Source organism: Pseudomonas sp. BIOMIG1BAC (assembly GCF_001705995.2).
In the GTDB taxonomy this organism is placed as follows: domain Bacteria; phylum Pseudomonadota; class Gammaproteobacteria; order Pseudomonadales; family Pseudomonadaceae; genus Aquipseudomonas; species Aquipseudomonas sessilinigenes.
Map to the genome: position 1 here is coordinate 1,079,004 of NZ_CP049045.1, position 21,291 is coordinate 1,100,294.

Below are 21,291 nucleotides of genomic sequence, written 5' to 3' on the forward strand. Positions count from 1 at the left end.
CCGGTTCCGGCAAGGGCTTGGTTGCGCGCCGACGGCCGGCTGGTCGGCGGCGTTTCGATTCCGTACCATTCCCGCCTGTTTTCCCCCGCCATTCCCCGGGCCCTGCGCGGCCCAACTATCAGGTCAATCATGAAAGCAAAACGTCTGCGTGCCGATGTCCTGGCCGGACTCACCACCTCCTTCGCCCTGCTGCCCGAATGCATCGCCTTCGCCCTGGTCGCTCACCTCAACCCGTTGATGGGCCTGTACGGCGCCTTCTTCATCTGCACCCTGACCGCGCTGTTCGGCGGCCGTCCGGGCATGGTCTCCGGCGCGGCCGGCTCCATGGCGGTGGTGATCGTCGCCCTGGTGGTGCAGCACGGGGTGCAGTACCTGCTGGCCACGGTGCTGCTGGGCGGGCTGGTGATGATCGCCTTCGGCCTGTTGCGCCTGGGCAAGCTGGTGCGCATGGTGCCGCACCCGGTGATGCTGGGCTTCGTCAACGGCCTGGCGATCGTCATCGCCCTGGCCCAGCTGGAGCATTTCAAGAGTGGCGAGCACTGGCTCAGCGGCCAGCCGCTGTACCTGATGGCCGGCCTGGTGGCGCTGACCATGGCCATCGTCTACCTGCTGCCACGCCTGACCCGGGCGGTGCCGCCGGCGCTGGTGGCGATCCTCGGCGTGGGCCTTCTGGTGTACGTGCTGGGACTGCCGACCCGCACCCTGGGGGACATGGCCCACATCGCCGGCGGCTTGCCGGCGCTGGCGCTGCCGGACGTGCCCTGGACCCTGGAAACCCTGGGCATCATCGCGCCCTATGCCTTCCTGATGGCCATGGTCGGCCTGCTGGAAACCCTGCTGACCCTGAACCTCACCGACGAGATCACCGAGACCCGCGGCTACACCAACCGCGAGTGCGTGGCCCTGGGTGCGGCGAACATGGTCTCCGGCGTCTTCGGCGGCATGGGCGGCTGCGCGATGATCGGCCAGACCGTGATCAACCTCAGTTCCGGTGGCCGTGGGCGCTTGTCCGGGGTCGTGGCCGGGGTGCTGATCCTGCTGTTCGTACTGTTCCTGTCGCCGCTGATCGAGCGCATTCCCCTGGCGGCGCTGGTGGGCGTGATGTTCGTGGTGTCGCAGCAGACCTTCGCCTGGGCCTCCTTGCGGGTGGTCAACAAGGTGCCGCTCAACGACGTGCTGGTGATCCTCGCGGTGACGGTGATCACCGTGTTCACCGACCTGGCCACCGCGGTCATGTGCGGCATCGTCATCGCCGCCCTCAACTTCGCCTGGCAGCAGGCCCGCGAGCTGTACGCCGACAGCCACCTGGAAGCCGACGGCAGCAAGCTCTACCACCTGCACGGCACCTTGTTCTTCGCTTCCACCACGCCGTTCCTCAACCAGTTCGACCCGGCCAACGACCCATCGCGGGTGACCATCGACTGCCGGCACCTGAGCTTCGTCGACTATTCGGCCATCGCCGCGCTCATGACCCTGCGCGAGCGCTATGCCAAGGCCGGCAAGCAGTTGCGGGTGCTGCACCTGTCCGAGCGCTGCAAGAAGCTGCTCAAGCGCGCCCGGGTCCAGCACGACTGACGGCCTGCGGGCGAGCCGCCGCGCTCGCCCGTCCGCCCGGCACGGGCATGAAAATACCCGGTGCCGATTTTCATCACCGGGGCTTTTGCATAGTCCTGCACGACAAAGCCTGCCTCTTTACGAAAATCAGTTTCATATGGTTTGAAATTCACTGCCTAAAGTGATTAAAAACTTTCATAACCATTCGAAACGACGCTGTTTTCAAGGAGGTATCCGTGGCTCCTGTATCGGCTTACGGACTGCTGGGTTACGCCGCAGTCGCCATCATCGCGTTGATCGTCCTGATCGCTCGCTACCGGCTCAATCCCTTTATCGTCATTACCCTGGTCTCGGTGGGCCTGGCGCTGGTGGCCGGCATGCCGGCCTCCGGGGTGGTGGCGGCCTATGAGGCCGGGGTCGGCAAGACCCTGGGGCATATCGCCCTGGTGGTAGCCCTGGGCACCATGCTCGGCAAGCTGATGGCCGAATCCGGTGGGGCCGAGCAGGTGGCGCGCACCCTGGTGGCCCGCTTCGGCGAGCGCAACGCCCACTGGGCCATGGTCTGCATCGCCTTCCTGGTGGGGCTGCCGCTGTTCTTCGAGGTGGGTTTCGTGTTGCTGGTGCCCATCGCCTTCACCGTGGCGCGGCGGGTCGGGGTATCGCTGCTGATGGTTGGCCTGCCGATGGTCGCCGGGCTGTCGGTGGTGCATGCCCTGGTGCCGCCGCACCCGGGGGCGATGCTGGCGGTGCAGGCCTACCAGGCGCCGGTGGGGCAGACCTTGCTGTACGCGATCCTGATCGGCGTGCCCACGGCGATCATCGCCGGCCCGGTGTATGCGCGACTGATCGTGCCGCACATCCAGTTGCCGGCGCACAACCCGCTGGAGCAGCAGTTCATCAACCGTGAACCGCGCGTGCGGCTGCCAAGCTTTCGCCTGACCCTGGGCACCATCCTGCTGCCGGTGGTGCTGATGCTGCTGGGCGGTTGGGCCAACCTGATTGCCGCCCCGGGTACCGGGCTCAACCAGTTCTTGTTGTTCATCGGCAACTCGGTGATCGCCCTGCTGATCGCCACCCTGGTGAGCTTCTGGACCCTGGGCCTGGCCCAGGGCCTGAACCGCGAGTCGATCCTCAGGTTCACCAACGAATGCCTGGCGCCGACTGCCGGCATCACCCTCCTGGTGGGGGCCGGTGGCGGCTTGAACCGGATCCTCATCGACTCCGGGGTGACCGAGCAGGTGACCGGCCTGGCCCATCAGTTCCAGTTGTCGCCGTTGTGGATGGGCTGGCTGTTCGCGGTGCTGATGCGGGTCGCCACCGGTTCGGCCACCGTGGCCCTGACCACCGCCTCGGGGGTGGTGGCGCCGGTGGCGGTCGGCCTGGGTTATCCCCACCCGGAACTGCTGGTGATCGCCACCGGCGCCGGCTCGGTGATCCTCTCCCACGTCAACGACGGCGGCTTCTGGCTGGTCAAGGAATACTTCAATATGAGCGTCATCCAGACCTTCAAGACCTGGACCGTGCTGGAGACCCTGATCTCGCTGATCGCCTTCGGCCTGACCCTGGTTCTCGCGGAGTTTCTCTAGATGGACATCCTTTACCAGATCCGCTCGCGCCTGGACGATCTCAGTACCGGGGAGGCGCGGATCGCCCGGCTGATGCTCGATGACGTGGGTTTCGCCGCCTCCGCCAGCCTCGAGGAGCTGGCCCGGCGGGCCGAGGTCAGCGCCGCGACCCTGTCGCGTTTCGCCCGCAGCGTCGGCTGCCGGGACTTGCGCCAGCTGCGCCTGCAACTGGCCCAGGCCAGCGGCGTGGGCAGCCGCTTCCTCGATCCGGGGGCGAGCACCGAGTCGTCCGGTTTCTACCGGCAGATCGTCGGCGATATCGAGTCGACGCTGCACCACCACCTGGCGGGTTTCGAGGGGGCGCAATTCGCCGATGCGGTGCGCCTGCTGGGCCGCGCGCGGATGATCCACGCCTTCGGCACCGGTGGCTGTTCAACCCTGTGCAGCGCCGAGTTGCAGGTGCGCCTGGTGCGCCTGGGCTACTGCATCGCCGCCTGCCATGACCCGGTGATGATGCGGGTGACCGCCGCCTCCCTGGGACCGCAACACGCAGTGATCGCCTGTTCCCTCAGCGGCCTCACCCCGGAACTGTTGGACGCGGTGACCCTGGCCCGCAGCTACGGCGCCGCCGTGCTCGCCATTACCTTGCCCGACTCGCCCCTGGCCGGGCTGGCGGACGTGCTGTTGCCACTGCACAGCGCCGAGACCTCGTTCATCTACAAACCCACCGCCGCCCGCTACGGCATGCTGCTGGCCATCGACGTGTTGGCCACGGAGCTGGCCCTGGCCATGCCCGACGACAATCAAGAGCGCCTGCGCAGGATCAAGCTGGCCCTGGACCATTACCGTGGCGGCGCCGACAGCCTGCCCCTGGGAGACTGACATGCGCTACGACACCCTGATCCGCAATGCCCTGGTCATCGACGGCAGCGACCGTCCCGGCTATCGCGCCGACCTGGCCATCCTCGACGGGCGCATCCAGCGCATCGGCGAACTGGCCGGCGCGCTCGCCGAGGTCGAGATCGATGCCGCCGGCCGCGTGCTGGCCCCGGGCTTCATCGACGTGCACACCCATGACGACACGGTGGTGATCCGCCAGCCGCAGATGCTGCCCAAGCTCAGCCAGGGGGTGACCACGGTGGTGGTGGGTAACTGCGGCATCAGCGCCGCGCCGGTGACCCTCAAGGGCGATCCGCCGGACCCGATGAACCTGCTGGGGCAGCGCGAGATGTTCGTCTACCCGCGTTTCGCCGACTACCGCGCGGCGGTGGATGCGGCCCGCCCGGCGGTGAATGTCGCGGCCCTGGTGGGGCATACCGCCCTGCGCAGCAACCACCTGGCGGACCTGTACCGCACGGCCACCGCTAGCGAAATCGCGGCCATGCGCGAGCAATTGCGCGACAGCCTGGAGCAGGGCGCCCTGGGCCTGTCCACCGGGCTGGCCTACGCCAGCGCCTTCTGCGCGAAAACCGATGAGGTGCGGCAATTGGCCGAGGAGTTGACGGCCTTCGGCGCGCTGTATGCCACGCATCTGCGCAGCGAGTTCGAGCCGGTGCTGGAGGCCATGGACGAAGCCTTTCTGATCGGCCGTTCGGCGCGGGCACCGGTGATCATCTCCCACCTCAAGTGCGCCGGCGCCGGCAACTGGGGGCGCAGCCCGCAACTGCTGGCGGCCCTGGAGCAGGCGGCGCAGGAGCATCCGGTGGGCTGCGATTGCTATCCCTATGCCGCCAGCTCCTCGACCCTGGACCTCAAGCAGGTCACCGATGCCTATCGCATCACCATCACCTGGTCCACACCGCATCCCGAGCAGGGCGGACGCGACCTGGCGCAGATCGCCGCCGACTGGGGCCTGGATCTGCAGGCCGCCGCCAAGCGCCTGCAACCGGCGGGAGCGGTGTACTACGGCATGGACGAAAGCGACGTGCGGCGCATCCTCGCCCACCCGCTGACGATGGTCGGCTCCGATGGCCTGCCGGAAGACCCGTTCCCCCATCCCCGGTTATGGGGCGCCTTTCCCCGGGTGCTGGGCCACTTCAGTCGCGACCTGGGGTTATTCCCGCTGCACACTGCGGTGCACAAGATGACCGGCCTGTCGGCGGCGCGCTTCGGCCTGCGCCAGCGCGGCGAGATCCGCGAAGGCTATTGGGCCGACCTGGTGCTGTTCGATCCCGAGCGGGTCCGGGACGTGGCCGATTTCCAGGAACCACGGCGCCCGGCCCAGGGGATCGACGGGGTCTGGGTCAATGGCGTGAGCAGTTATGCCGCCGGCCAGGCCAGCGAGCAGCGCCATGGGCGCTTCCTGCCCCGGGAGGGCGATTTGCGCCAGGGGTTCGGGACGCCAGGCTGATTTGTTGATCGCCGTCACAATGGTGGCGTATTGACATTAAAGAAAGCCCGCGTGGCGCCGAAGTGCTGGCAATCGGGGTCGCTCTCAGCGACCTGTTTCCAGTCAGGGAGTCACGCAATGAGCTTTGGCAAAACCACCCCCGTCCTGCGGATCTTCGATGAAGCCAAGGCCCGGGAGTTTTACCTGGACTTCCTGGGCTTCAGCCTCGATTGGCAGCATCGCTTCGAGACCGATCTGCCGCTGTACATGCAGGTCTCCCGGGGCGAGTGCGTGCTGCACCTGAGTGAGTACCATGGCGACTGCACCCCTGGTGCGGCACTGCGTATCGAAACCGATGAACTGGAAGCCTTCCAGCAAGGGTTGCTGGCCAAGCAGTATCCATTCTCCCACCCGCAGATCCAGGCCATGCCCTGGGGAAGCCAGGACATGACCATCAGCGATCCTTTCGGTAACCGGTTGGTATTCACCAATACCATCAGTGCCTGATGCGGGTCAGGCCTGTGTGGTGGGGAGGGCGGCCTGGCGAAATTGGCCCGGGGTCAGGCCGGTGCGGGTCTTGAAGCTGCGGTGGAACGAACGGGGTTCGGTGAAGCCCAGGCGATCGGCGATGTCGTGGATCGACAGCTCGCTGTGCCGTAGATAGTGCTCGGCCAACTCTTGGCGCAGGTCATCGAGAATCTGCTGGTAGGACGTTCCGTCCTTGAGCAATTGGCGCTGCAAGGTGCTTACCGATACCGACAGTTGCTCGGCCACTTGTTCCTTGCGCGGCAGGCCATCCTTGAGCAATTGGCGCAGGACGCCCTGCACCTGCAGCGCCACCGGTGCATCGGCCAACGAGGCCATCATCGCCTGGGCATGGTCTTCCAGGGTCTTGAGCAGGCGCGCATCGGCCTGGCGCAAGGGCAGTTGCAGGTAGTTCAGCGGCGCCACCAGGGCCGAGCAGGGCTGCTGGAACAGCACCGGGCAGCCCAATAGCGCTTCGTATTGCTCGACCTGGGCTGGCTCCGGCAGCGGGTGCTCGAACCACACGGCGCGCGGCGACAACTGCGAATCGGCGATCCAGCGGGCATACAGCAACCAGGAGGCGAGCACGTTTTCCACCAGGTGCCGGCGGATGTCCGGGCGCTGGTGGCGGCAGCTCCAGACCAGGCGTACCTCGTCGCCTGCCACCTCGGCGCGGCTGGTACCCATGTCCCCCACCAGTTTTTCGAACGGCATGATGCGCGCCATGGCTTCGCCCAGGGTCGCGCAGTTCATGGTGATGTAGCCCAGTACGTTCCAGGAGTTGGGTTTGACGAAACGTGCTGAATTGAGCCCGAACAAAGGGTCGCCCGAGTGCAGGCAGAAGTAGTCCAGCAGGCGTTCGTGGACCTCCACCGGCAGGCGCAGGCTGGTGTCGTTCAGTTGCTCGGCTTGCAAGCCGGCGGCTGCCAGCGCCGGTTCCGTGGCGATGCCCAGTTGCTCGGCATAGAGCAGGTACTTGAGCAGGGGCGGGACCGAGGTAAAACCGAGGCTGGGCATGATTGGGTTCCTGGCAACGAATCCTTCGGACAGCAGGATGCAGACCGGGAAAGGTAAGGGCAAACCGCGCGCGCTGTAAATGCCTGCTCACCCCGCCTCTTGTAGCCGCTGCCGCAGGCTGCGGCTACAGAAGTCGAGCATCCAGGCGTGGCGCACCTTGCGTGCGCCGGGTATCTGGCGTCCTGCACATGACCGCCAGCCTTGTTCAAAGGCGGCGGCCATGGGGCACAAGTCAGACGCGGAAGTGGCTGACCATCATTTGCAGTTGGCCGCCCAGGCGGGCCAACTCGACGCTGGAGGCAGCGGTTTCCTCGCTGGCGGCGGCGGTCTGTTCCGACACGTCGCGCACGTTGATGATGCTGCGGCTGATTTCCTCGGCCACGGCGCTCTGTTCTTCGGCCGCGGCGGCGATCTGCTGGTTCATCGACTGGATGTTGGACACCGTGCGGGTGATGTTTTCCAGGGAGGCACCGGCCTTGCGGGTCAGCTCGACGCTGCTGTCGGTCAGCACGCGGCTGTTTTGCATCACGGTCGCCACTTGCTGGGTGCCGTTCTGCAGGCCGGCCACCAGTTCCTCGATTTCCTCGGTGGACTTCTGGGTGCGCTGGGCCAGGGCCCGGACCTCGTCGGCGACCACGGCGAAACCGCGGCCGGCTTCACCGGCGCGGGCGGCTTCGATGGCGGCGTTCAGGGCCAGCAGGTTGGTCTGCTCGGCCACGGCCTTGATCACGTCCATGACGCTGCCGATCTTGTCGCTTTCCTGTTGCAGCACGGTCATGGCGTCAGTGGAACGCACCACTTCGCTGGCCAGGCGTTCGATCTGCTCGATGGCCTGGGCCACGACCTTATCGCCTTCGCGAGCTTCGCCGTCGGCAGCCGAAGCCGCTTGGGAAGCCTCTTCAGCGTTGCGCGCGACTTCCTGCACGGTGGCGGTCATCTCGTGCATGGCGGTGGCTACCTGGTCGGTCTCGACTTTCTGACTGTTGACCCCGGCGCTGGTTTCCTCGGTCACAGCCGACAATTCTTCGGCGGCGCTGGCGATCTGGGTCACGCCGTCGCGGATGCCACCAATCAGCTCGCGCAGGGTCACGCCCATGCGGGCGATACCTTGTTGCAGCACGCCCAGTTCGTCGCGCCGAGTGATGTGCATATCCTGGGTCAGGTCGCCGGAGGCAATGCGCTCGACAGCGGTCAGGGTTTCGCGCAGTGGGCGGGTGATCTGGCGGGTGATGATCACCGCGGCCAATACGCCCACCAGCAGCACCAGCAGGGTGCTGGTCAATTGCAGGCTGCGGGCCTGGGTGCTTTCGATGTCGCGGCGATCCAGTTGGATCTGATACAGGGCATCGCTGCGCTCGACGATATCGGCGCCCTGGTCGGTCATTTCCTTGCGTGCCTGCACGGCGCTGGTAAAGGCCACCTTGAAGTCCTGCAGCGAGCTGCGGTAGCCACTCAGGGCTGTTTCCAGCTGTTGCAGGGCATCACGCTGGGTGACGCTGAAATGGGCCTTGAGCTGATCCATTTCGGCAATCGCGGCGTTGAGCTCGGTGACGGCTTTCTGTTCGGTGTTCGGGTTGTTGGTGGTGACGTAGCCACGCACTTCATAGCGGGCCAGCTGGAAGGCTTCCTTGGCCTGGGTGATGGCCTGGAACTGCTCGAAGCGCTCGTTGCTCAGGGGAAGCTGCTTGACCCAGGTGTTGATTCCGTTGATCAGGTCATTGGCGCGTTCGGCGTTCTGGTTCATCGCCAGACGAGCAGCGTCGCCGGTGCGGTAGGCGTTGCGCATCTTGTTCAGCGAGTCCTGGTAGGCGGCGATGGTCGCGCCCAGGCCTTGCAGGAGCTTGATGTTTTCCGGGCTCTGGAACGAGGCCAGGAGCTTTTTCTGCTGGGCGCTGAAATCGTCCAGGGTGTTCTGCACGCCCTGGGCGGCAGTTTCGTCGCCGTTGGCCAGCATGTACTGCAGGCGGGTGACCCGCAGCTTGGTCAGGCCGATGTTCAACTGGGTGATGTCGCTCATCCAGTTGCTGCGGTCGATAAGACCGCCCAGGCTGGTCCAGCCGGTCAGTGCAAGAACGGTGGTCAGGGCCAGGACCAGGCCGAAGCCCAGGCCCAGCTTAAGGTTGACGCTGATGTTGGCAAACCAACTATTCATTGAATTCCTCCAGGAACGTAGCGCTTCTTGATCTCAGTTGGCCGGAAGATTGTTGTTCTTGGTGACCAGCAGGGTGTTTTGTAGGGGATGTATCGGCGGGATGTGCCATAGCTGAAACGATTTCGTCGGTATTGCGCCAAGACAATGTTTCAGGTTTTGACGGCTATTTTGCGGGATGAACCGCCGGTCCGTTGAGCTTTTTTTCACATTCATTTCACCGCGCCCCCACGGAGCCCGCCCTAGAGTCTTTGCGTCGCTGCCCAAGGCAGGCGGCAGCGCTCAACTGTCATCAGGTTTTTGTAGCCTTGGCACGAGCTGCTCAACGCAATGAATCACTTTGGAAAGGGCGGCTGGACTGTGACAACAAGACAGATGTTCGTGGTGGCCAAGCGTCCCTTCCTGCGGGGGGCCGTGGCCCGTTACAAAAAGCCCCTGATGCTGTTGCTGGGAGCTCTCCTGGTGCTTTTATCGAGCCTGTATCTGTTCAGGCCGGCCCAGGTGCCTGACCTGACCCGCGACAACGCGGCCGGGGTCAAGGCGTTGGCCAGCGGTTGGGCCAAGGGCGACATGATCGTCCTGGTACGCCATGTGGAACGCTGCGACCGTTCCAATGCCCCATGCCTGGGGCCGGCCGACGGCATCACCGACCGCGCCCGTGAAGTAGCGGTTGCCCTAGGCGCCAGGTTCGAACAACTGGGCCTGGAACATACCGATATCTACAACAGTCCGCTGACCCGTACGGCGCAGACCGCTGGCTTCATGTTCAGCAAGGTCAGCAGCGGTGACAACTGGTTGTTCAACTGCCGGGGCAGCATGCTGCGCGATGCGCTGGCGCATAAGGTTGCCGGGCGCAACCTGGTGCTGGTAACCCACAGCGAATGCATGACGCAAATGGACAAGGACCTGAACCTGTCGACTCCGACCTTGGGCTACGGCGCGGCCATGTTCGTTTCCACCGACACCCTCAACGGCACCCCGAAGATGCTCGGGTTGATCGAGGCCAGCGACTGGCGCTCGGTGAAGCTCAAGCCCTGAAATCGTCGATCTGCAGTGGCCCTGGCCTGATTCCTGGTGGGCTTATGGACAGGACGTGCTCTGACTCCCCCGAGCACGTCCTGGATGCTGGCGTTCGATTAACGGGAAGGATTGGCATCCAGGCGGCGGATATTGCCGATTTGCCTGAGGCTCAGGCCGTACTTGTCCGCCAGCACGCTGCGGGAAATGCCCCCCATGCTTTCCAGCTGGATGTGCTGGTTGCGGATCTGCCGGCAGAAGTGGTCAGCCTTGGGAATCTCCAGCGCCAGCCCGGCGAAGCGTTCGATCAGGGCACCGAGGGCATCGGCGGGCAGGATCAGCGCCAGCGTGGTGCGTTCGGCATGCTTGGGAATGTACTTGGGACGCCCGCCATACTCGCAGGTCAGGCGGTAGGCGTTTTCCAGGCCGATGCACTCGATAAGGGCCTGGAGCGAGTGGGGGAGTTGGCTTACATCGATGAGGCTGAGGTCTTTCACGTCCATTTGGTACCTCCTTGGAATTATGGGTAAGGCCGGTTCGATCCTAAGGAGGTGGCTCATCTTTTGTTCAGTGGGAAATCTCCCCCTTATTTATTACACAAGGTGTTGTGGCGCTGGTGTGCCGGTGCCCGTGCGATGGGGCCGCTGCGTTGATCCGGTGGCATGTACCAGGTCGGTGATCGTTGGCCTGTCGGGGAGAGATGATGGGGGCAATAAAGGCTCAAAGGATTGGCACAGCGCAATGGTCATCTGCCTTGGTCGCGAGTAAAGTGCCGGCGCCCGGGAAATGAGTTCCCGGCGTTTTTCCATGGAGTTGCGTTGTGAAGCACATCAGCAAAGTCGTTGCCTCGGCCTGCCTGGGCCTGGTTCTCGCAGGTTGCACCGGTACCCCGATGAAAACCCAGCAACTGGACAGCAGCCAGTACACCGTCATCGGTCACAGTGAGGCGAGCGCTACCGGCATCATGTTGTTCGGCCTGATCCCGATCCAGCAGAACAATCGTTTCGTCCGTGCCCAGACCGCAGCGATCCAGGCCAAGGGCGGCGACGCACTGATCAATACCCAGATCCAGGAAAACTGGTTCTGGGCCTGGGTCCTGAGCGGCTACACCACCAAGGTTTCCGGTGATGTGGTCAAGCTGAAGACTCCTTGAGCGAACCCGGTTCGCCAATGAAAACGGCACCTGTACCAGGTGCCGTTTTTTTTCGTCTCAGTGGGCCGGTGCCAGGGTGACGAAGTAATAGGGCTGGCGCCCAACCATCATGGTCTTCTGCACCTGCAAGGGCGGCTTGGGAGGCTCGGCGCCACCCAACACGGCCATATGTCCAGGTGAATCACGCAGGAATGCGATGAGCTGTTCCTCTGTCTGCAGGTCCTTGAGCAGGCTCCGGGTATAGAACACGCTGGCTCCGGCAATACGCTCGTTGGCCTGGTACAGCGCCATTTGATGACCACTGGCCTGCAACGCCATGATCTGGTCTGTAACCGGCACGAACGACAGTTCGCGGTCGGCTCTTGGCGCGGCCCATTGGGCGTTGACCAGATAGGCACCGATCACCAGAGCCATGACCGTGGTGACCAGGCCTTTGCGTCTTTGCCCCAATGCGCTCCAGAAACCTGTACTGGCCGACCGCTGTGCCAGGCGCTGGTACAGCACGGCACCATATTCGGCTGCCAGCACTGCCGCCGCCGGAGTCAGTGACATCAGATACACCGTGCGTTTACTCGACGCCAGGCACAGGAGAGTGAATTGCGCCAGCAACCAGATGACCATGAACAGCAGGTAGCGATTGTTCGCCAGGCTTTTGCGGAAATGCCACAGGCCCAGGTAGACCAGGATGTTCCAGGGCAGGAACGCCTGGGGCAGCTTGGCCAGGTAGTAATAGAAGGGCTCATAGTGCCCGGCCTCCACGAAGGAGCCGTCAAAGCGCCCAACGCTGTTGGTCCATAACACTTCCCCCAGGGCCTGCATGCCACCACGCTGGTACAGCACGGCGAGCCATATGGCCAGGGGCACCAGCCCCAGCAGCGTCAGCAGCGCAGGACGCAGCCAGTGACCCAGGGCCAGGCGCTTGTCGATCAGGCTGTCGGCCAGCAGGTAGGTGAAGATCACCACCCCAGGCATCGCCAGGCCGAGTATGCCCTTGCTCAGAGTGGCGATAGCGATCCCGCCGGCAAAGGCCAGCCAGGCCAGCAGGGCCGGATGTCCAGAGGCCTGGCGGCGATGAGCCTGGAAGAACGCCAGCAGGGCCAGGGTCACTCCCAGGCTCAGCAGGGCATCCTCTCCCACACCCCGCACGTTGCTCCAGTAACTGGCCATGGTCGCCAGCATCAAGCCGGCGATGAGCGCCAACCCGGCGGGCCGTCCGAAACGCCGCAACATGGCATACAGCAGCATCACGCTGAACAGCCCGGCAAAGGCCGAGGCCAGGCGTACCGCCAGCGGCGTGCCGCCAAAGGCGCGAATGGCACTGGCGTCGAGCCACAGGCTCAGGGGCGGCTTCTCCAAAAATGGTGTGCCGAACAGGCGCGGCGTGACCCAGTCGTCATCCAGGTGCATCTGCATGGCGATCCCGGCAACCCGGGCTTCGGTAGAGCCTTGTAGCTGGTGATTGCCCAGGGCAAAGAAAAACAGCAGGCAGGCGAGTAGGAACAACAGCGGGGCAGGTCGTGACATGGGTTATGGGCCACCAGATCCGGAGCGCAGGCAAATGCTGCGGGCAAGCCCCGGAGTATACGGAGGCAAGTCTTAACGAATTGTGAATAAGTAGGAGGTTTTGCCGCCGGTGTTCCAAGGGCCAGGGACATTGGCCTAGTCGAGCGTCTGCTGTTCGTAGGCGGCGACCGCTTCGGGAAACAGTTGCTGGTAGAGCGGGTAGGCGATGCCCAGGACGCTGACTTCGATGGCGTCCTCGCCGCATTCCTGGCGCAGGTCCAGGATGCTGACCGCCATGGCCGGCAAGGGTTGGCCCAGGTGATAGGCCACCAGGTGCAGGTCGCTCTGGTCTGTGCCATTGCGTGCCCGCACCTGTTCCTGGACCGAGGCATAGGCCGGGGTAACGAAAAACTGGCCGCAAGCGACGCCCATTGGCGGATCGCTGGACTCCAGTGCGGTCCAGCCCAACAGGGTCGAATCCTGGAAAATGGCGAACCTGGGTGGCTGGGACAAGTGGGAGGACATGCAGGCTCCAGTGTTCAGGCGCTCGCGGCCTGTTGCAGACGGGCGATGCGTCCCTGGCCCCAGGCAGACAGTGCCTCGACCACCGGCTGCAGCGATCGCCCTTCTTCGCTCAGGCGATATTCCACCCGCGGCGGGACTTCGGCGTACACCGTACGCAGCACCAGGCCGGCGGCCTCCAGGTCACGCAGCTGTTTGGTCAGCAGGCGCTGGGAAATCCCGGGCAGGCGCCTTTGCAGTTCATTGAAACGCAGGTAGTCGTTGTTGAGCAGTTGGTGCAGGACCACGCCTTTCCAGCGTCCATCGATCAGGTCCAGGGTGACCTCGACCGGGCATCCGGGAATGTCCTGGTAGTGTTTGTTCTTCATCGTCTGACGACCCTTTTGCGTAGCTGGTACGCAAAAGTACCGTACTTGTGCGGGTGGGGCATGAAGGATTTAAGTGTGCGCTTTGAGTCTTCGGGAAAGCCTTGCAATGCACGTCATCCATTATCTTCCAGGGTCGGATCTGACCGATCCCCAGGCCCTTTTCGAGCAGCAACGACCAGTACCGTCGCTCGCCCCCCATGACTTGCTGGTGGAGGTGCGCGCGGTATCGGTCAACCCGCTGGATACCAAGGTCCGGGCGGGACTGGTGGCGGTGCCCGATAGCGTGCAGGTCCTGGGTTGGGATGCCAGCGGGGTGGTGCGTGCAGTGGGCAGTGCGGTGACCCTGTTCGCACCGGACGACACGGTGTTATATGCCGGGACTTTCACTCGCGATGGCGCCAATGCCCATTTGCATCGGGTCGACGAGCGCCTGGTGGGACACAAGCACAAGAGCCTGTCCTTCGCCCAGGCGGCGGCGATGCCACTGACTTCGCTGACGGCCTGGCAGTTGTTGTTCGAGCGCTTGGCCCGGGTGCCCGGCGATCTGGCCAGCCAGGGGACCTTGCTGATCCTCGGCGGGGCTGGTGGCGTGGGCTCGGTGTTGATCCAGCTGGCGCGCAAGTTGACCGGCATGACGGTGATCGCCACCGCTTCGCGGCCCTCCAGCCGCCAGTGGTGCCTGGAGTTGGGAGCCCAGCATGTGCTGGATCATTCCCGCCCGCTGGTGCCGCAGCTGGCGCAGTTGCAACTGCCGGGCGTGACCCATGTCGCTGCCCTGGCCCACACCGCAGAGCACTTCGCCGAACTGGTGGAGATCATCGAGCCCCATGGGCATATCGCGCTGATCGACGATCACCAGTCCTTCGATGCCGTACCGCTCAAGAGCAAGAGCGTGTCCTTGCATTGGGAGATGGTCTTCACCCGGGCGCTGTTCCAGACCCCGGACATGCACGAGCAACATCGCATCCTGGAGCGTGTGGCGCAGCTGCTGGACCAGGGTGTTATCCGCCGCACCCTGCGCGAGGTCTTGAGCCCTTTTACCGTGGACAACCTGCTCTTGGCCCATGGGCAGGTGGAGCAGGGTGGCCAGCCCGGCAAGGTGGTGGTGGCCCATGATCCCGATGCCGGTCTCGGTCACTGACCGGTCAGCGCAGGTGGCGCCCGGTACGCCACCAGAACACTGCCCCGAGGAAAGCCCCTGAACCGGCGAACAGCGGCAGCATCGGCAGGTAGCTTTGCAGGCTGGTGGTTGGGGCTTCATCGTCGGGGGCGTCGGTGAAAAAGTCGGGTGAAAACAGGCTCGCCACCACGGGCATCGTCGGCAAGGACCCCAGCACTCCGCAGAACAGGTAGATCAGCACATGGCGCCAGGCGAAGCGCTGGGCCAGCCAGAAGAACAGCGCGCAAGGAAAGGCGGCCAGGATGCTGACCAGCACGATGATCAGCAGCATTGCCTGCACGGCGATGGAAAAGATATCCGCGAGGGTCTGCCACAGCGGCTCGCTACTGCTGGCCAGGATCAATATCGCTACCAGCAGGACGACCGTCAGGGCCAGCACCGCAATGCCGATGAAGTAAGTGGCAAACCATTCCAGGGGGTGCACGCTGCGAATGGCCGGGAAGTTCTGGGGCATGGGAAGAGTCCCTTTCCGGGAGTTGATGACCGGGCCAGGTTATCGATGGCGACCGCTGCGCTGGGTGGAGTTTGTGTGTGTTTTGTGTGGGAGCGTTTGCCGGTGGATGACAGCTGTCGCTGAAATACTCTATACAGGTGACGGCTCGCGGCCCCAGTCGCGGGCCTTGTGGTTTCGCCCAGCCAAGGAGATGGAGATGATCAAGTTCCTCAACGTAACCGAGTTGCCCCGCACCCCTGTGCATTGCCATGCCGGCTCCGTCAACGGAGCGATCAATGCCTGGGAGCTGAAAAATCGGGCTCTCAATACGAAGGGGTTTGTTTCATGTCCAAAGAATTACTCGGAGTTTCTGCTGTAGGGCTGATGGTGCTGGGCGAGTTCTGCGCCATCTACAGTGAAGTGGTGGTGGCGCGGCTGGCCCATGCCGGCAACACGGGGAGCAGCGGGCTGCTGGTGCCGGTGCTGATCATGTGCCTGGGCGGGTTTTGCCTGCTGGCGGCCTACTGGCTGGGGTACATGGCGGTGGGGGATATCTGGATCGTCACCGTGGTCTCGGTGACTTCGCTGCTGCTCCTGGAGCCGCTGGTGATCTGGGCGCTGTTCCAGCAGATGCCCGGGCGCGGTGCGCTGATCGGCTTCTGCCTGGGCGCACTGGGAATGTTGTCCGCGGTGTTCCTGTAATCCGGGGGCGCTCGTTTCGGCCTGGCGGGCAATCTGCCGGGCCGTTGTCCCTCAGTCCCTTGCCTGGGCGAAATAGCGGCTGGGCGCCTGTCCCAATACCTTGCGAAACACGCCACTGAAGGCGCTTGGACTGCTGTAGCCCAGGTCCGTGGCCACCCGGGTCACGGGCTGGCCATTGCCCAGGCGGACCACCGCCGCCAGCAGGCAGGCCTGCTGGCGCCATTGGACGAAGCTGACCCCTGTCTGCTGGCGAAACAGGCGGGTGAACGTGCGTCGGCTCATACCGGCCCGCCGGGCCATCTCATCGATCGTCCATTCCAGTGATGGCTGTTCCAGCAAGGCACGACAGGCCTTCATCAGGCGCGGTTCGGCGGGCAGCGGTGCGTTGAGCGGCAGGGCCACCATGGCGCCAATCTCATGCAGGAGCAGGTTCATCAACTGACCCTGTATGCCCTGGGGGGCGTAGCGGGGAGGAATGTCCACGGCACGGATCAGCAACTGGCGCAGCAGTTCGGACACCTCCAGCACCTGGCACTGGCCAGGCAGGCCCAGTCGGTTGGCCGCACGGACCCGTACATAGGTGTTGAGCATCAGCACCGGCCCGCTCATCTGCATGGCATGGGGGACATCGGCCGGCACCCAGATCGCCCGTTGCGGTGGTACGACCCAGTTGCCTTGTTCGGTGAACACGCTGATCACTCCCGAGGCGGCGTAGGCGAACTGCCCGCGTCGATGGCGATGCTCGCAAAAGTGCTGGCCGTCCTGGTAGTGCGTGGCGGTCACCACGGCATCTCGAGGCGTGTTTTCGTAGGGGTCGATATCGGTCGGGTGCATGGCCCGAATTTAATGGAATCTGACCTGATACTACAAGCGGGCCATGGCCGTACACGTTGATAGTTCGCTCCCGGTCGGGGAATGACCTGCGACTGTCTTTACCGGAGTGTGCGATATGCAGAACAAACACCTGTTCCTGGCCTTGCTGGTGACAGCTCTATGGGGGCTCAACTTTCCCGTCACCAAGCTCGGTTTGGCCAATATCGATCCGTTGTTGCTCACCGCCCTGCGCTTCACCCTGGCAGCGCTGCCCTGGGTGTTCCTGATTCCGCGTCCGCAGGTGGCCTGGGGCTGGCTGGTGGCCTATGGCTTGATTTTCGGCGTGGCCATGTGGGCTCTGATCAACCTGGGCATCGAGCAGGGCGTCGCTCCAGGAACCGCTTCGCTGTTGATCCAGTTCAGTGCCTTTTTCTCCCTGGGCTGGGGCGTCCTGCTGTTTGGCGAACGCCTGCGCCTGTCACAGGTGCTGGCCACCGGCTTGGCGGCCTGGGGCTTGCTGCGGATCGTCGGCGCCAGTCCCGGGCAGGCCACCACCTTGGGTTATGCCTTGCTGTTGGTCAGTGCATTCAGCTGGAGCCTGGGCAACGTCATCATCAAGCGCTGCGGGGTTCGGGAAGTGTTCGCCTTCGTGGTCTGGGCCAGCCTGTTCGCCCCGTTGCCCTTGCTGGTGCTGACCTGGCTGAGCCACGGCAATGCTCCTTTCGTGCAGTTGGTCGGAGAAATTTCCTGGACTTCGATCTTTTCGCTGCTGTTCCAGGTCTATGTCGCGACGCATTTCTGTTACTGGGGCTGGAACCTGCTATTGCGCGAGTACCCGGTGTCCCGAGTGGCTCCCTTGTCGTTGCTGATTCCGCTGTTCGGTACCGCAGGCTCGATAGTGTTGCTGGGGCAACAGGTGACGCTCGACGACGGGCTGTCCATGCTCCTGGTGCTGCTGGCGTTGTTGGTGGGCCAGGTGCGCTGGCGGTTTGGGGGTGTGTGGCGATAAGTGGGCGAGGAGGTTTTTTCAAGCCTCGTTCAGGCATCGTTCAGTGATCGCTCCTGCAACATTGCCAGCCTTCCGCCGGGCCTTTGGAACGGCACTTTCTGGTAGAGCGAAGATGCTTCGAGAAAATCGTTTCGTGGCCCAGGCCTGGGCTGTGTACCTGGTGGCCCTGGTGCTGTTTACCTGGGGCATCTGGGACGAGCAACCCCAGGGGTTCGATGGCCGCTGGGCGCTGTTCCTGCAGGAAATGTTCCGTCATGGCGCCAGCCTGTTTCCCACCACCTATGGCCAGCCCTACCCGGATTACCCCGGCACTGCGACGTTTTTCAGCTATCTGTTTGCCCAGGCTTTCGGGGCGCCCAATCATCTGGCCAATGTGCTGCCCACGGCCTTGGCGTCGGCCGGGGTCCTGGCGTTGTTGTACCGCCTGCTGGTGCCAATGGGGCGAACCTGGGCCTTGCTGGCGGTTTTGCTCACGGCCCTGACCAGCCAGTTGCTGGACAAGTCACGTTCGGTTTGCCTGGACCAGATGGTGTCGCTGTTGTGCCTGGGCAGCTTCTATCTGTTGCACAGCGGTGAGCAGCTTGGCTCGCGGCTGCGCCAGTGGGCCGTACTGCCGCTGATGGTGCTGGCCTTCGCCATTCGTGGCCCCCTGGGGGTGGTGGAGGTCTGTGGCGTGGCCTGTTTCTATTGGCTGCTGGGCGATGTTCGAACGCCTCAAGCGCGCAAGGCGATGTTCATGCGCGTCGTGGGTTACGGCATGGCGGGGTTGGTGCTGCTGGCCGGTTGCTGGTGGTTGTTGATGAAGCTCGCCTACATCAGTGGCGGCGACGGTTTTGTCCAGCAGGTCTATGACATGCAGGTGAGGGGGCGCCTGGATGAGAGCGGTGAGCCGTTCTACTTCTACTTCCAGCTATCGCTGTACCGCTACTTCCCGGTAGTGCCATTGGCCCTGGCCACGCTCTGGGTTCTACGGCGCCAGTGGGCACGACGCCATGTCGATGCGCAGCTGCAACTGGTCCTGCGTCTTGGGGCCTGTGGCCTGATGATCCTGTTCGGGCTTTCCGTACCGAACTTCAAGCGCGCCTATTACATCCTGCCCATGGTGCCGATGTTCGCTGCCGTGGCGGCCTACGGCCTGCTCAATGCCAAGGGGGGGATGGCCAGGTTGGGCAAGGGCTATCAATGGCTGGTGGCCCTGTTGCCGGGGTTGTGCATCGTGGTGCTGTTCATCCTGCGCCACAGCTGGGGCAAACACGGCTACTGGCCACCGGTGTCGATGCCGCTGTTGATCGTGATCTTCGCCTTGCTGCAAGCGCTGGTGTTGTACCACTGGCGGCGCACCGCAGCGGACCTGGGCAGGCGCCTGGTGCTGCTCAGCGGCCTGGCGCTGGCGGCGCAATGGCTATTGCTGGTGACGGTGGTGGACCCGGCCAAGGATTTGCAGTTCGATACCCAGGGCTTCGTCTCCCAGGTCGAGCGCTTGCGTGCACAGCAGCCAGGTGCGCTGGTGTTCTTCAAGCTCGGCCAGGACACCTGGGCGGTGCGCTACATGATGAACCTGGACTATGACGAGCGGCCGTTGTTTGTCAGTGGCGACGCGCCGGAACAACTGGATGAGCTGCCGCATGGCGCTTGGGTGATCGTGGCGCGCAAGGAGCGAGGACTGCTCCAGGGGACTTCGCTGGAGCACCTGCAACCGGTGTACGAAGGGCGCCTGAACGATAATCCCTGCCTGGTGTTCAAGCTGCCCTAGCGGCTTGGCAGCCATCGCTGCAGAACGTATTTTGGACCTTTGGCCAGGAGCAGGCAGGGAGCGCTCATGCAGTGTCAGGTACGGAAGGCCGAAGCGGCCGATGCAACGCGGATCAGCCAGGTGATCCTGGCAGCCCTGCTCACCAGCAATGCCCAGGATTACCCGGCCAGTGTGATCGAGCGGGTCAAGGCCAGCTTCACTGCGGATGGGGTACTGCACCTGATGCAGAGTCGGCGGATGTTCGTGGCCTTGGTCGATGGCGCCCTGCTGGGCACTGCGAGCCTGGATGGGCGTGCGGTACGCACGATGTTCGTCGACCCGGCATGGCAGGGGCGAGGCATCGGCCGATGCTTGATGCTGGCTTTGCAGCAAGCGGCCAGGGAGTCTGGCGAGCAGTCGCTGATCGTCCCGGCCTCGATCACTGCCGAAGGATTTTATGCGCGCCTGGGGTTTCGCACGGTGCGCGAGCAGCTCGACGGCGAGGAGCGGACGCTGATCATGGAGCGCCCGCTTTAAGGCGTGGCTACAAAAAAAGCCGCGGCCTCCAGGGAGGTCCGCGGCTTTTTCAGGTCTGGATCAGCCGATCAGTGGATCGCTACCGGGTTGATGTTGACCTGGGTCGAGCCTTTGTACAGCGGTTGGCCGAGGACGAACATGAACTCCCAGGCCTTGTCCCGCACCAGGGCGCGGCTGTCGATCAGCTCCAGGTTGTAGATACCGTTCTTGGCCAGCATGTACTGGTTGACCGGGAACTCCTGGCCATCTTTGGCCGGGTAGATTTCCGAGGCCCAGGTGTCGCCGCCGAAGGCCACGATCTGCTTGTCCACCAGCCATTTGGCTGCCTCCATGCCGATACCGGGCTCGACCGCGAGGAATTTCTGGTTGTCCTTGCCGATCAGCTCCAGCCAGCCGGTGTTGAACAGCACCACGTCACCCTTGCGGATGCTGATGCCTTGCAAGTCCAGGGCCTTCTGGATATCGGCGACGGTGAATTCGGTCTTCTCCGGGACGATGGCCTTGCCGTAGACGGCGGTCATGTCCAGCACCACGCCCCGGGTCACGATCGGCGGTACCTTCTCGATACCGAGCTTCTTCACGCCCTCGACGCTGACGAAGTCCGCCGCGCGATTGCCGTTGTAGTAGACGTTGTCGATACCGATATGGCCGATACCGTTGAGTTGGGTGCCGACCCCGGTCCAGCCCACTACCAGTTCATCGTTGAAGGTGAACTTGTTGGGGCCCAGGGAGGTGCCGCCGGCTTCGCCGGGTTGCACGTTGGTCAGGTGGAAGCTGCGATGGCGGAAGGCCGGCAGGTTCTTGTCGATGGGCACTGCCAGCGGGTAGGTCTTGCCGGTCTTGATCAGCTTCGCGGCATCGAGCACCGACTGGGCATCCAGCAGGTTGACCGCGCCGATCTCGTCTTGCGCGCCATATTTGGAGGGGTACCACTTCTGGGTATCGGCGGCATGGGCCGCACCGATGGAAAACAGCAGGGTGAAGGGCAGGATCAAACGATTGAACATGGGAAAGTCCTTGGCAAGTTGCAGTGGGGCCAAGGTACGTGGCGCAGCCTGGGGGAAACAGGCAGGTATGCTCAATACATTTGTTCGTAGAAGTCAGGAATAGCGGCTGGAATCCGTATCGCCGATGGTCAGGAGCCGCTTCTCCTGGGGCCTGGAATGCAACTGGTCTGAGTCGC

At 63.7% G+C, this 21,291-nt stretch carries 22 protein-coding genes and 1 pseudogene; 13 read left to right on the plus strand and 10 right to left on the minus strand.

Annotation, left to right across the window (positions count from 1 at the left end):
• The first annotated feature begins 129 nt into the window (after positions 1-129).
• The 5 genes from ATY02_RS04885 to ATY02_RS04905 all read left to right on the plus strand — a co-directional run bounded on the left by ATY02_RS04885 (position 130) and on the right by ATY02_RS04905 (position 5,955).
• Complete coding sequence (locus ATY02_RS04885) at positions 130-1,575, plus strand: SulP family inorganic anion transporter (protein ID WP_022638954.1); 1,446 nt, start codon at positions 130-132, stop codon at positions 1,573-1,575.
• Between the two features lie 215 nt (positions 1,576-1,790).
• Positions 1,791-3,140 carry a gluconate:H+ symporter gene (locus ATY02_RS04890; protein WP_053136819.1) on the plus strand — a complete coding sequence of 450 codons (1,350 nt, stop codon included), beginning with the start codon at positions 1,791-1,793 and terminating at the stop codon, positions 3,138-3,140.
• On the plus strand, positions 3,141-4,001 hold the full coding sequence (locus ATY02_RS04895) for a MurR/RpiR family transcriptional regulator (RefSeq protein WP_068577434.1): 861 nt from the start codon (positions 3,141-3,143) through the stop codon (positions 3,999-4,001). It abuts the gene before it with no gap.
• 1 nt (position 4,002) lies between these two features.
• Positions 4,003-5,469 carry an N-acyl-D-amino-acid deacylase family protein gene (locus ATY02_RS04900; protein WP_068577436.1) on the plus strand — a complete coding sequence of 489 codons (1,467 nt, stop codon included), beginning with the start codon at positions 4,003-4,005 and terminating at the stop codon, positions 5,467-5,469.
• A 117-nt stretch (positions 5,470-5,586) separates the two neighbouring features.
• Entirely contained in the window at positions 5,587-5,955 is a 369-nt protein-coding gene (locus tag ATY02_RS04905) for a glyoxalase superfamily protein (RefSeq protein ID WP_068577438.1), read from the plus strand.
• 6 nt (positions 5,956-5,961) lie between these two features.
• Here ATY02_RS04905 and ATY02_RS04910 read toward each other — a convergent pair whose 3' ends face one another.
• From ATY02_RS04910 to ATY02_RS36515, 3 genes and pseudogenes are all read right to left on the minus strand, one after another.
• The gene (locus tag ATY02_RS04910) at positions 5,962-6,990 is read right to left on the minus strand and encodes an AraC family transcriptional regulator ligand-binding domain-containing protein (RefSeq protein ID WP_068577440.1); all 1,029 of its coding nucleotides are present in this window, start codon (positions 6,988-6,990) and stop codon (positions 5,962-5,964) included.
• Positions 6,991-7,222: 232 nt separating this feature from the next.
• Positions 7,223-8,140, minus strand: a complete 918-nt coding sequence (locus ATY02_RS36510) for a methyl-accepting chemotaxis protein (protein ID WP_416220673.1) — start codon at positions 8,138-8,140, stop codon at positions 7,223-7,225.
• A pseudogene (locus tag ATY02_RS36515) lies at positions 8,129-9,142 on the minus strand (methyl-accepting chemotaxis protein); the annotation flags it as partial. The gene ATY02_RS36510 and the pseudogene ATY02_RS36515, both read right to left, overlap by 12 nt.
• 372 nt (positions 9,143-9,514) lie before the next feature.
• Here ATY02_RS36515 and ATY02_RS04920 point away from each other — a divergent pair.
• Positions 9,515-10,177, plus strand: coding sequence for a histidine phosphatase family protein (locus ATY02_RS04920; RefSeq protein WP_228022307.1), 663 nt, complete (start codon positions 9,515-9,517; stop codon positions 10,175-10,177).
• A 98-nt stretch (positions 10,178-10,275) separates the two neighbouring features.
• Here ATY02_RS04920 and ATY02_RS04925 read toward each other — a convergent pair whose 3' ends face one another.
• Positions 10,276-10,659, minus strand: coding sequence for a transcriptional regulator (locus ATY02_RS04925; protein ID WP_068577444.1), 384 nt, complete (start codon positions 10,657-10,659; stop codon positions 10,276-10,278).
• A gap of 317 nt (positions 10,660-10,976) precedes the next feature.
• Between ATY02_RS04925 and ATY02_RS04930 the strand changes: the two genes are divergently transcribed.
• Positions 10,977-11,309, plus strand: coding sequence for a hypothetical protein (locus ATY02_RS04930; protein ID WP_068577446.1), 333 nt, complete (start codon positions 10,977-10,979; stop codon positions 11,307-11,309).
• Positions 11,310-11,366: 57 nt separating this feature from the next.
• Here the strand turns inward: ATY02_RS04930 and ATY02_RS04935 are convergent, their stop codons facing one another.
• From ATY02_RS04935 to ATY02_RS04945, 3 genes are all read right to left on the minus strand, one after another.
• A complete protein-coding gene (locus tag ATY02_RS04935) occupies positions 11,367-12,833 on the minus strand; it encodes an ArnT family glycosyltransferase (RefSeq protein WP_068577449.1) in 1,467 nt (488 codons plus the stop codon).
• Between the two features lie 135 nt (positions 12,834-12,968).
• On the minus strand, positions 12,969-13,337 hold the full coding sequence (locus tag ATY02_RS04940; RefSeq protein WP_176719756.1) for a hypothetical protein: 369 nt from the start codon (positions 13,335-13,337) through the stop codon (positions 12,969-12,971).
• A 14-nt stretch (positions 13,338-13,351) separates the two neighbouring features.
• Positions 13,352-13,702 carry a winged helix-turn-helix transcriptional regulator gene (locus tag ATY02_RS04945; protein WP_068577450.1) on the minus strand — a complete coding sequence of 117 codons (351 nt, stop codon included), beginning with the start codon at positions 13,700-13,702 and terminating at the stop codon, positions 13,352-13,354.
• Positions 13,703-13,808: 106 nt separating this feature from the next.
• Between ATY02_RS04945 and ATY02_RS04950 the strand changes: the two genes are divergently transcribed.
• Positions 13,809-14,843, plus strand: a complete 1,035-nt coding sequence (locus ATY02_RS04950) for a zinc-binding alcohol dehydrogenase family protein (RefSeq protein ID WP_068577452.1) — start codon at positions 13,809-13,811, stop codon at positions 14,841-14,843.
• A 4-nt stretch (positions 14,844-14,847) separates the two neighbouring features.
• Here ATY02_RS04950 and ATY02_RS04955 read toward each other — a convergent pair whose 3' ends face one another.
• Positions 14,848-15,336 (minus strand): hypothetical protein, encoded by a 489-nt coding sequence (locus tag ATY02_RS04955; RefSeq protein WP_068577454.1) that lies wholly within the window; start codon positions 15,334-15,336, stop codon positions 14,848-14,850.
• A gap of 196 nt (positions 15,337-15,532) precedes the next feature.
• Between ATY02_RS04955 and ATY02_RS04960 the strand changes: the two genes are divergently transcribed.
• Together ATY02_RS04960 and ATY02_RS04965 are read left to right on the plus strand one after the other, a co-directional pair.
• On the plus strand, positions 15,533-15,694 hold the full coding sequence (locus ATY02_RS04960; RefSeq protein WP_022638972.1) for a hypothetical protein: 162 nt from the start codon (positions 15,533-15,535) through the stop codon (positions 15,692-15,694).
• Between the two features lie 5 nt (positions 15,695-15,699).
• Positions 15,700-16,017, plus strand: coding sequence for a hypothetical protein (locus ATY02_RS04965; protein ID WP_068577456.1), 318 nt, complete (start codon positions 15,700-15,702; stop codon positions 16,015-16,017).
• Between the two features lie 51 nt (positions 16,018-16,068).
• On the opposite strand, the gene ATY02_RS04970 is transcribed toward ATY02_RS04965, so the two are convergent.
• The gene (locus tag ATY02_RS04970) at positions 16,069-16,851 is read right to left on the minus strand and encodes an AraC family transcriptional regulator (protein ID WP_068577458.1); all 783 of its coding nucleotides are present in this window, start codon (positions 16,849-16,851) and stop codon (positions 16,069-16,071) included.
• 115 nt (positions 16,852-16,966) lie between these two features.
• Between ATY02_RS04970 and ATY02_RS04975 the strand changes: the two genes are divergently transcribed.
• The 3 genes from ATY02_RS04975 to ATY02_RS04985 all read left to right on the plus strand — a co-directional run bounded on the left by ATY02_RS04975 (position 16,967) and on the right by ATY02_RS04985 (position 20,108).
• Positions 16,967-17,839, plus strand: a complete 873-nt coding sequence (locus ATY02_RS04975; protein ID WP_068577461.1) for an EamA family transporter — start codon at positions 16,967-16,969, stop codon at positions 17,837-17,839.
• Positions 17,840-17,951: 112 nt separating this feature from the next.
• Positions 17,952-19,592, plus strand: coding sequence for an ArnT family glycosyltransferase (locus ATY02_RS04980; RefSeq protein WP_068577463.1), 1,641 nt, complete (start codon positions 17,952-17,954; stop codon positions 19,590-19,592).
• Between the two features lie 66 nt (positions 19,593-19,658).
• Positions 19,659-20,108: a GNAT family N-acetyltransferase gene (locus ATY02_RS04985; protein ID WP_068577465.1), complete on the plus strand. Its 450-nt coding sequence runs from the start codon at positions 19,659-19,661 to the stop codon at positions 20,106-20,108.
• A gap of 68 nt (positions 20,109-20,176) precedes the next feature.
• Here the strand turns inward: ATY02_RS04985 and ATY02_RS04990 are convergent, their stop codons facing one another.
• Complete coding sequence (locus tag ATY02_RS04990; RefSeq protein ID WP_068577466.1) at positions 20,177-21,115, minus strand: cyclase family protein; 939 nt, start codon at positions 21,113-21,115, stop codon at positions 20,177-20,179.
• Between the last annotated feature and the right edge of the window lie 176 nt (positions 21,116-21,291).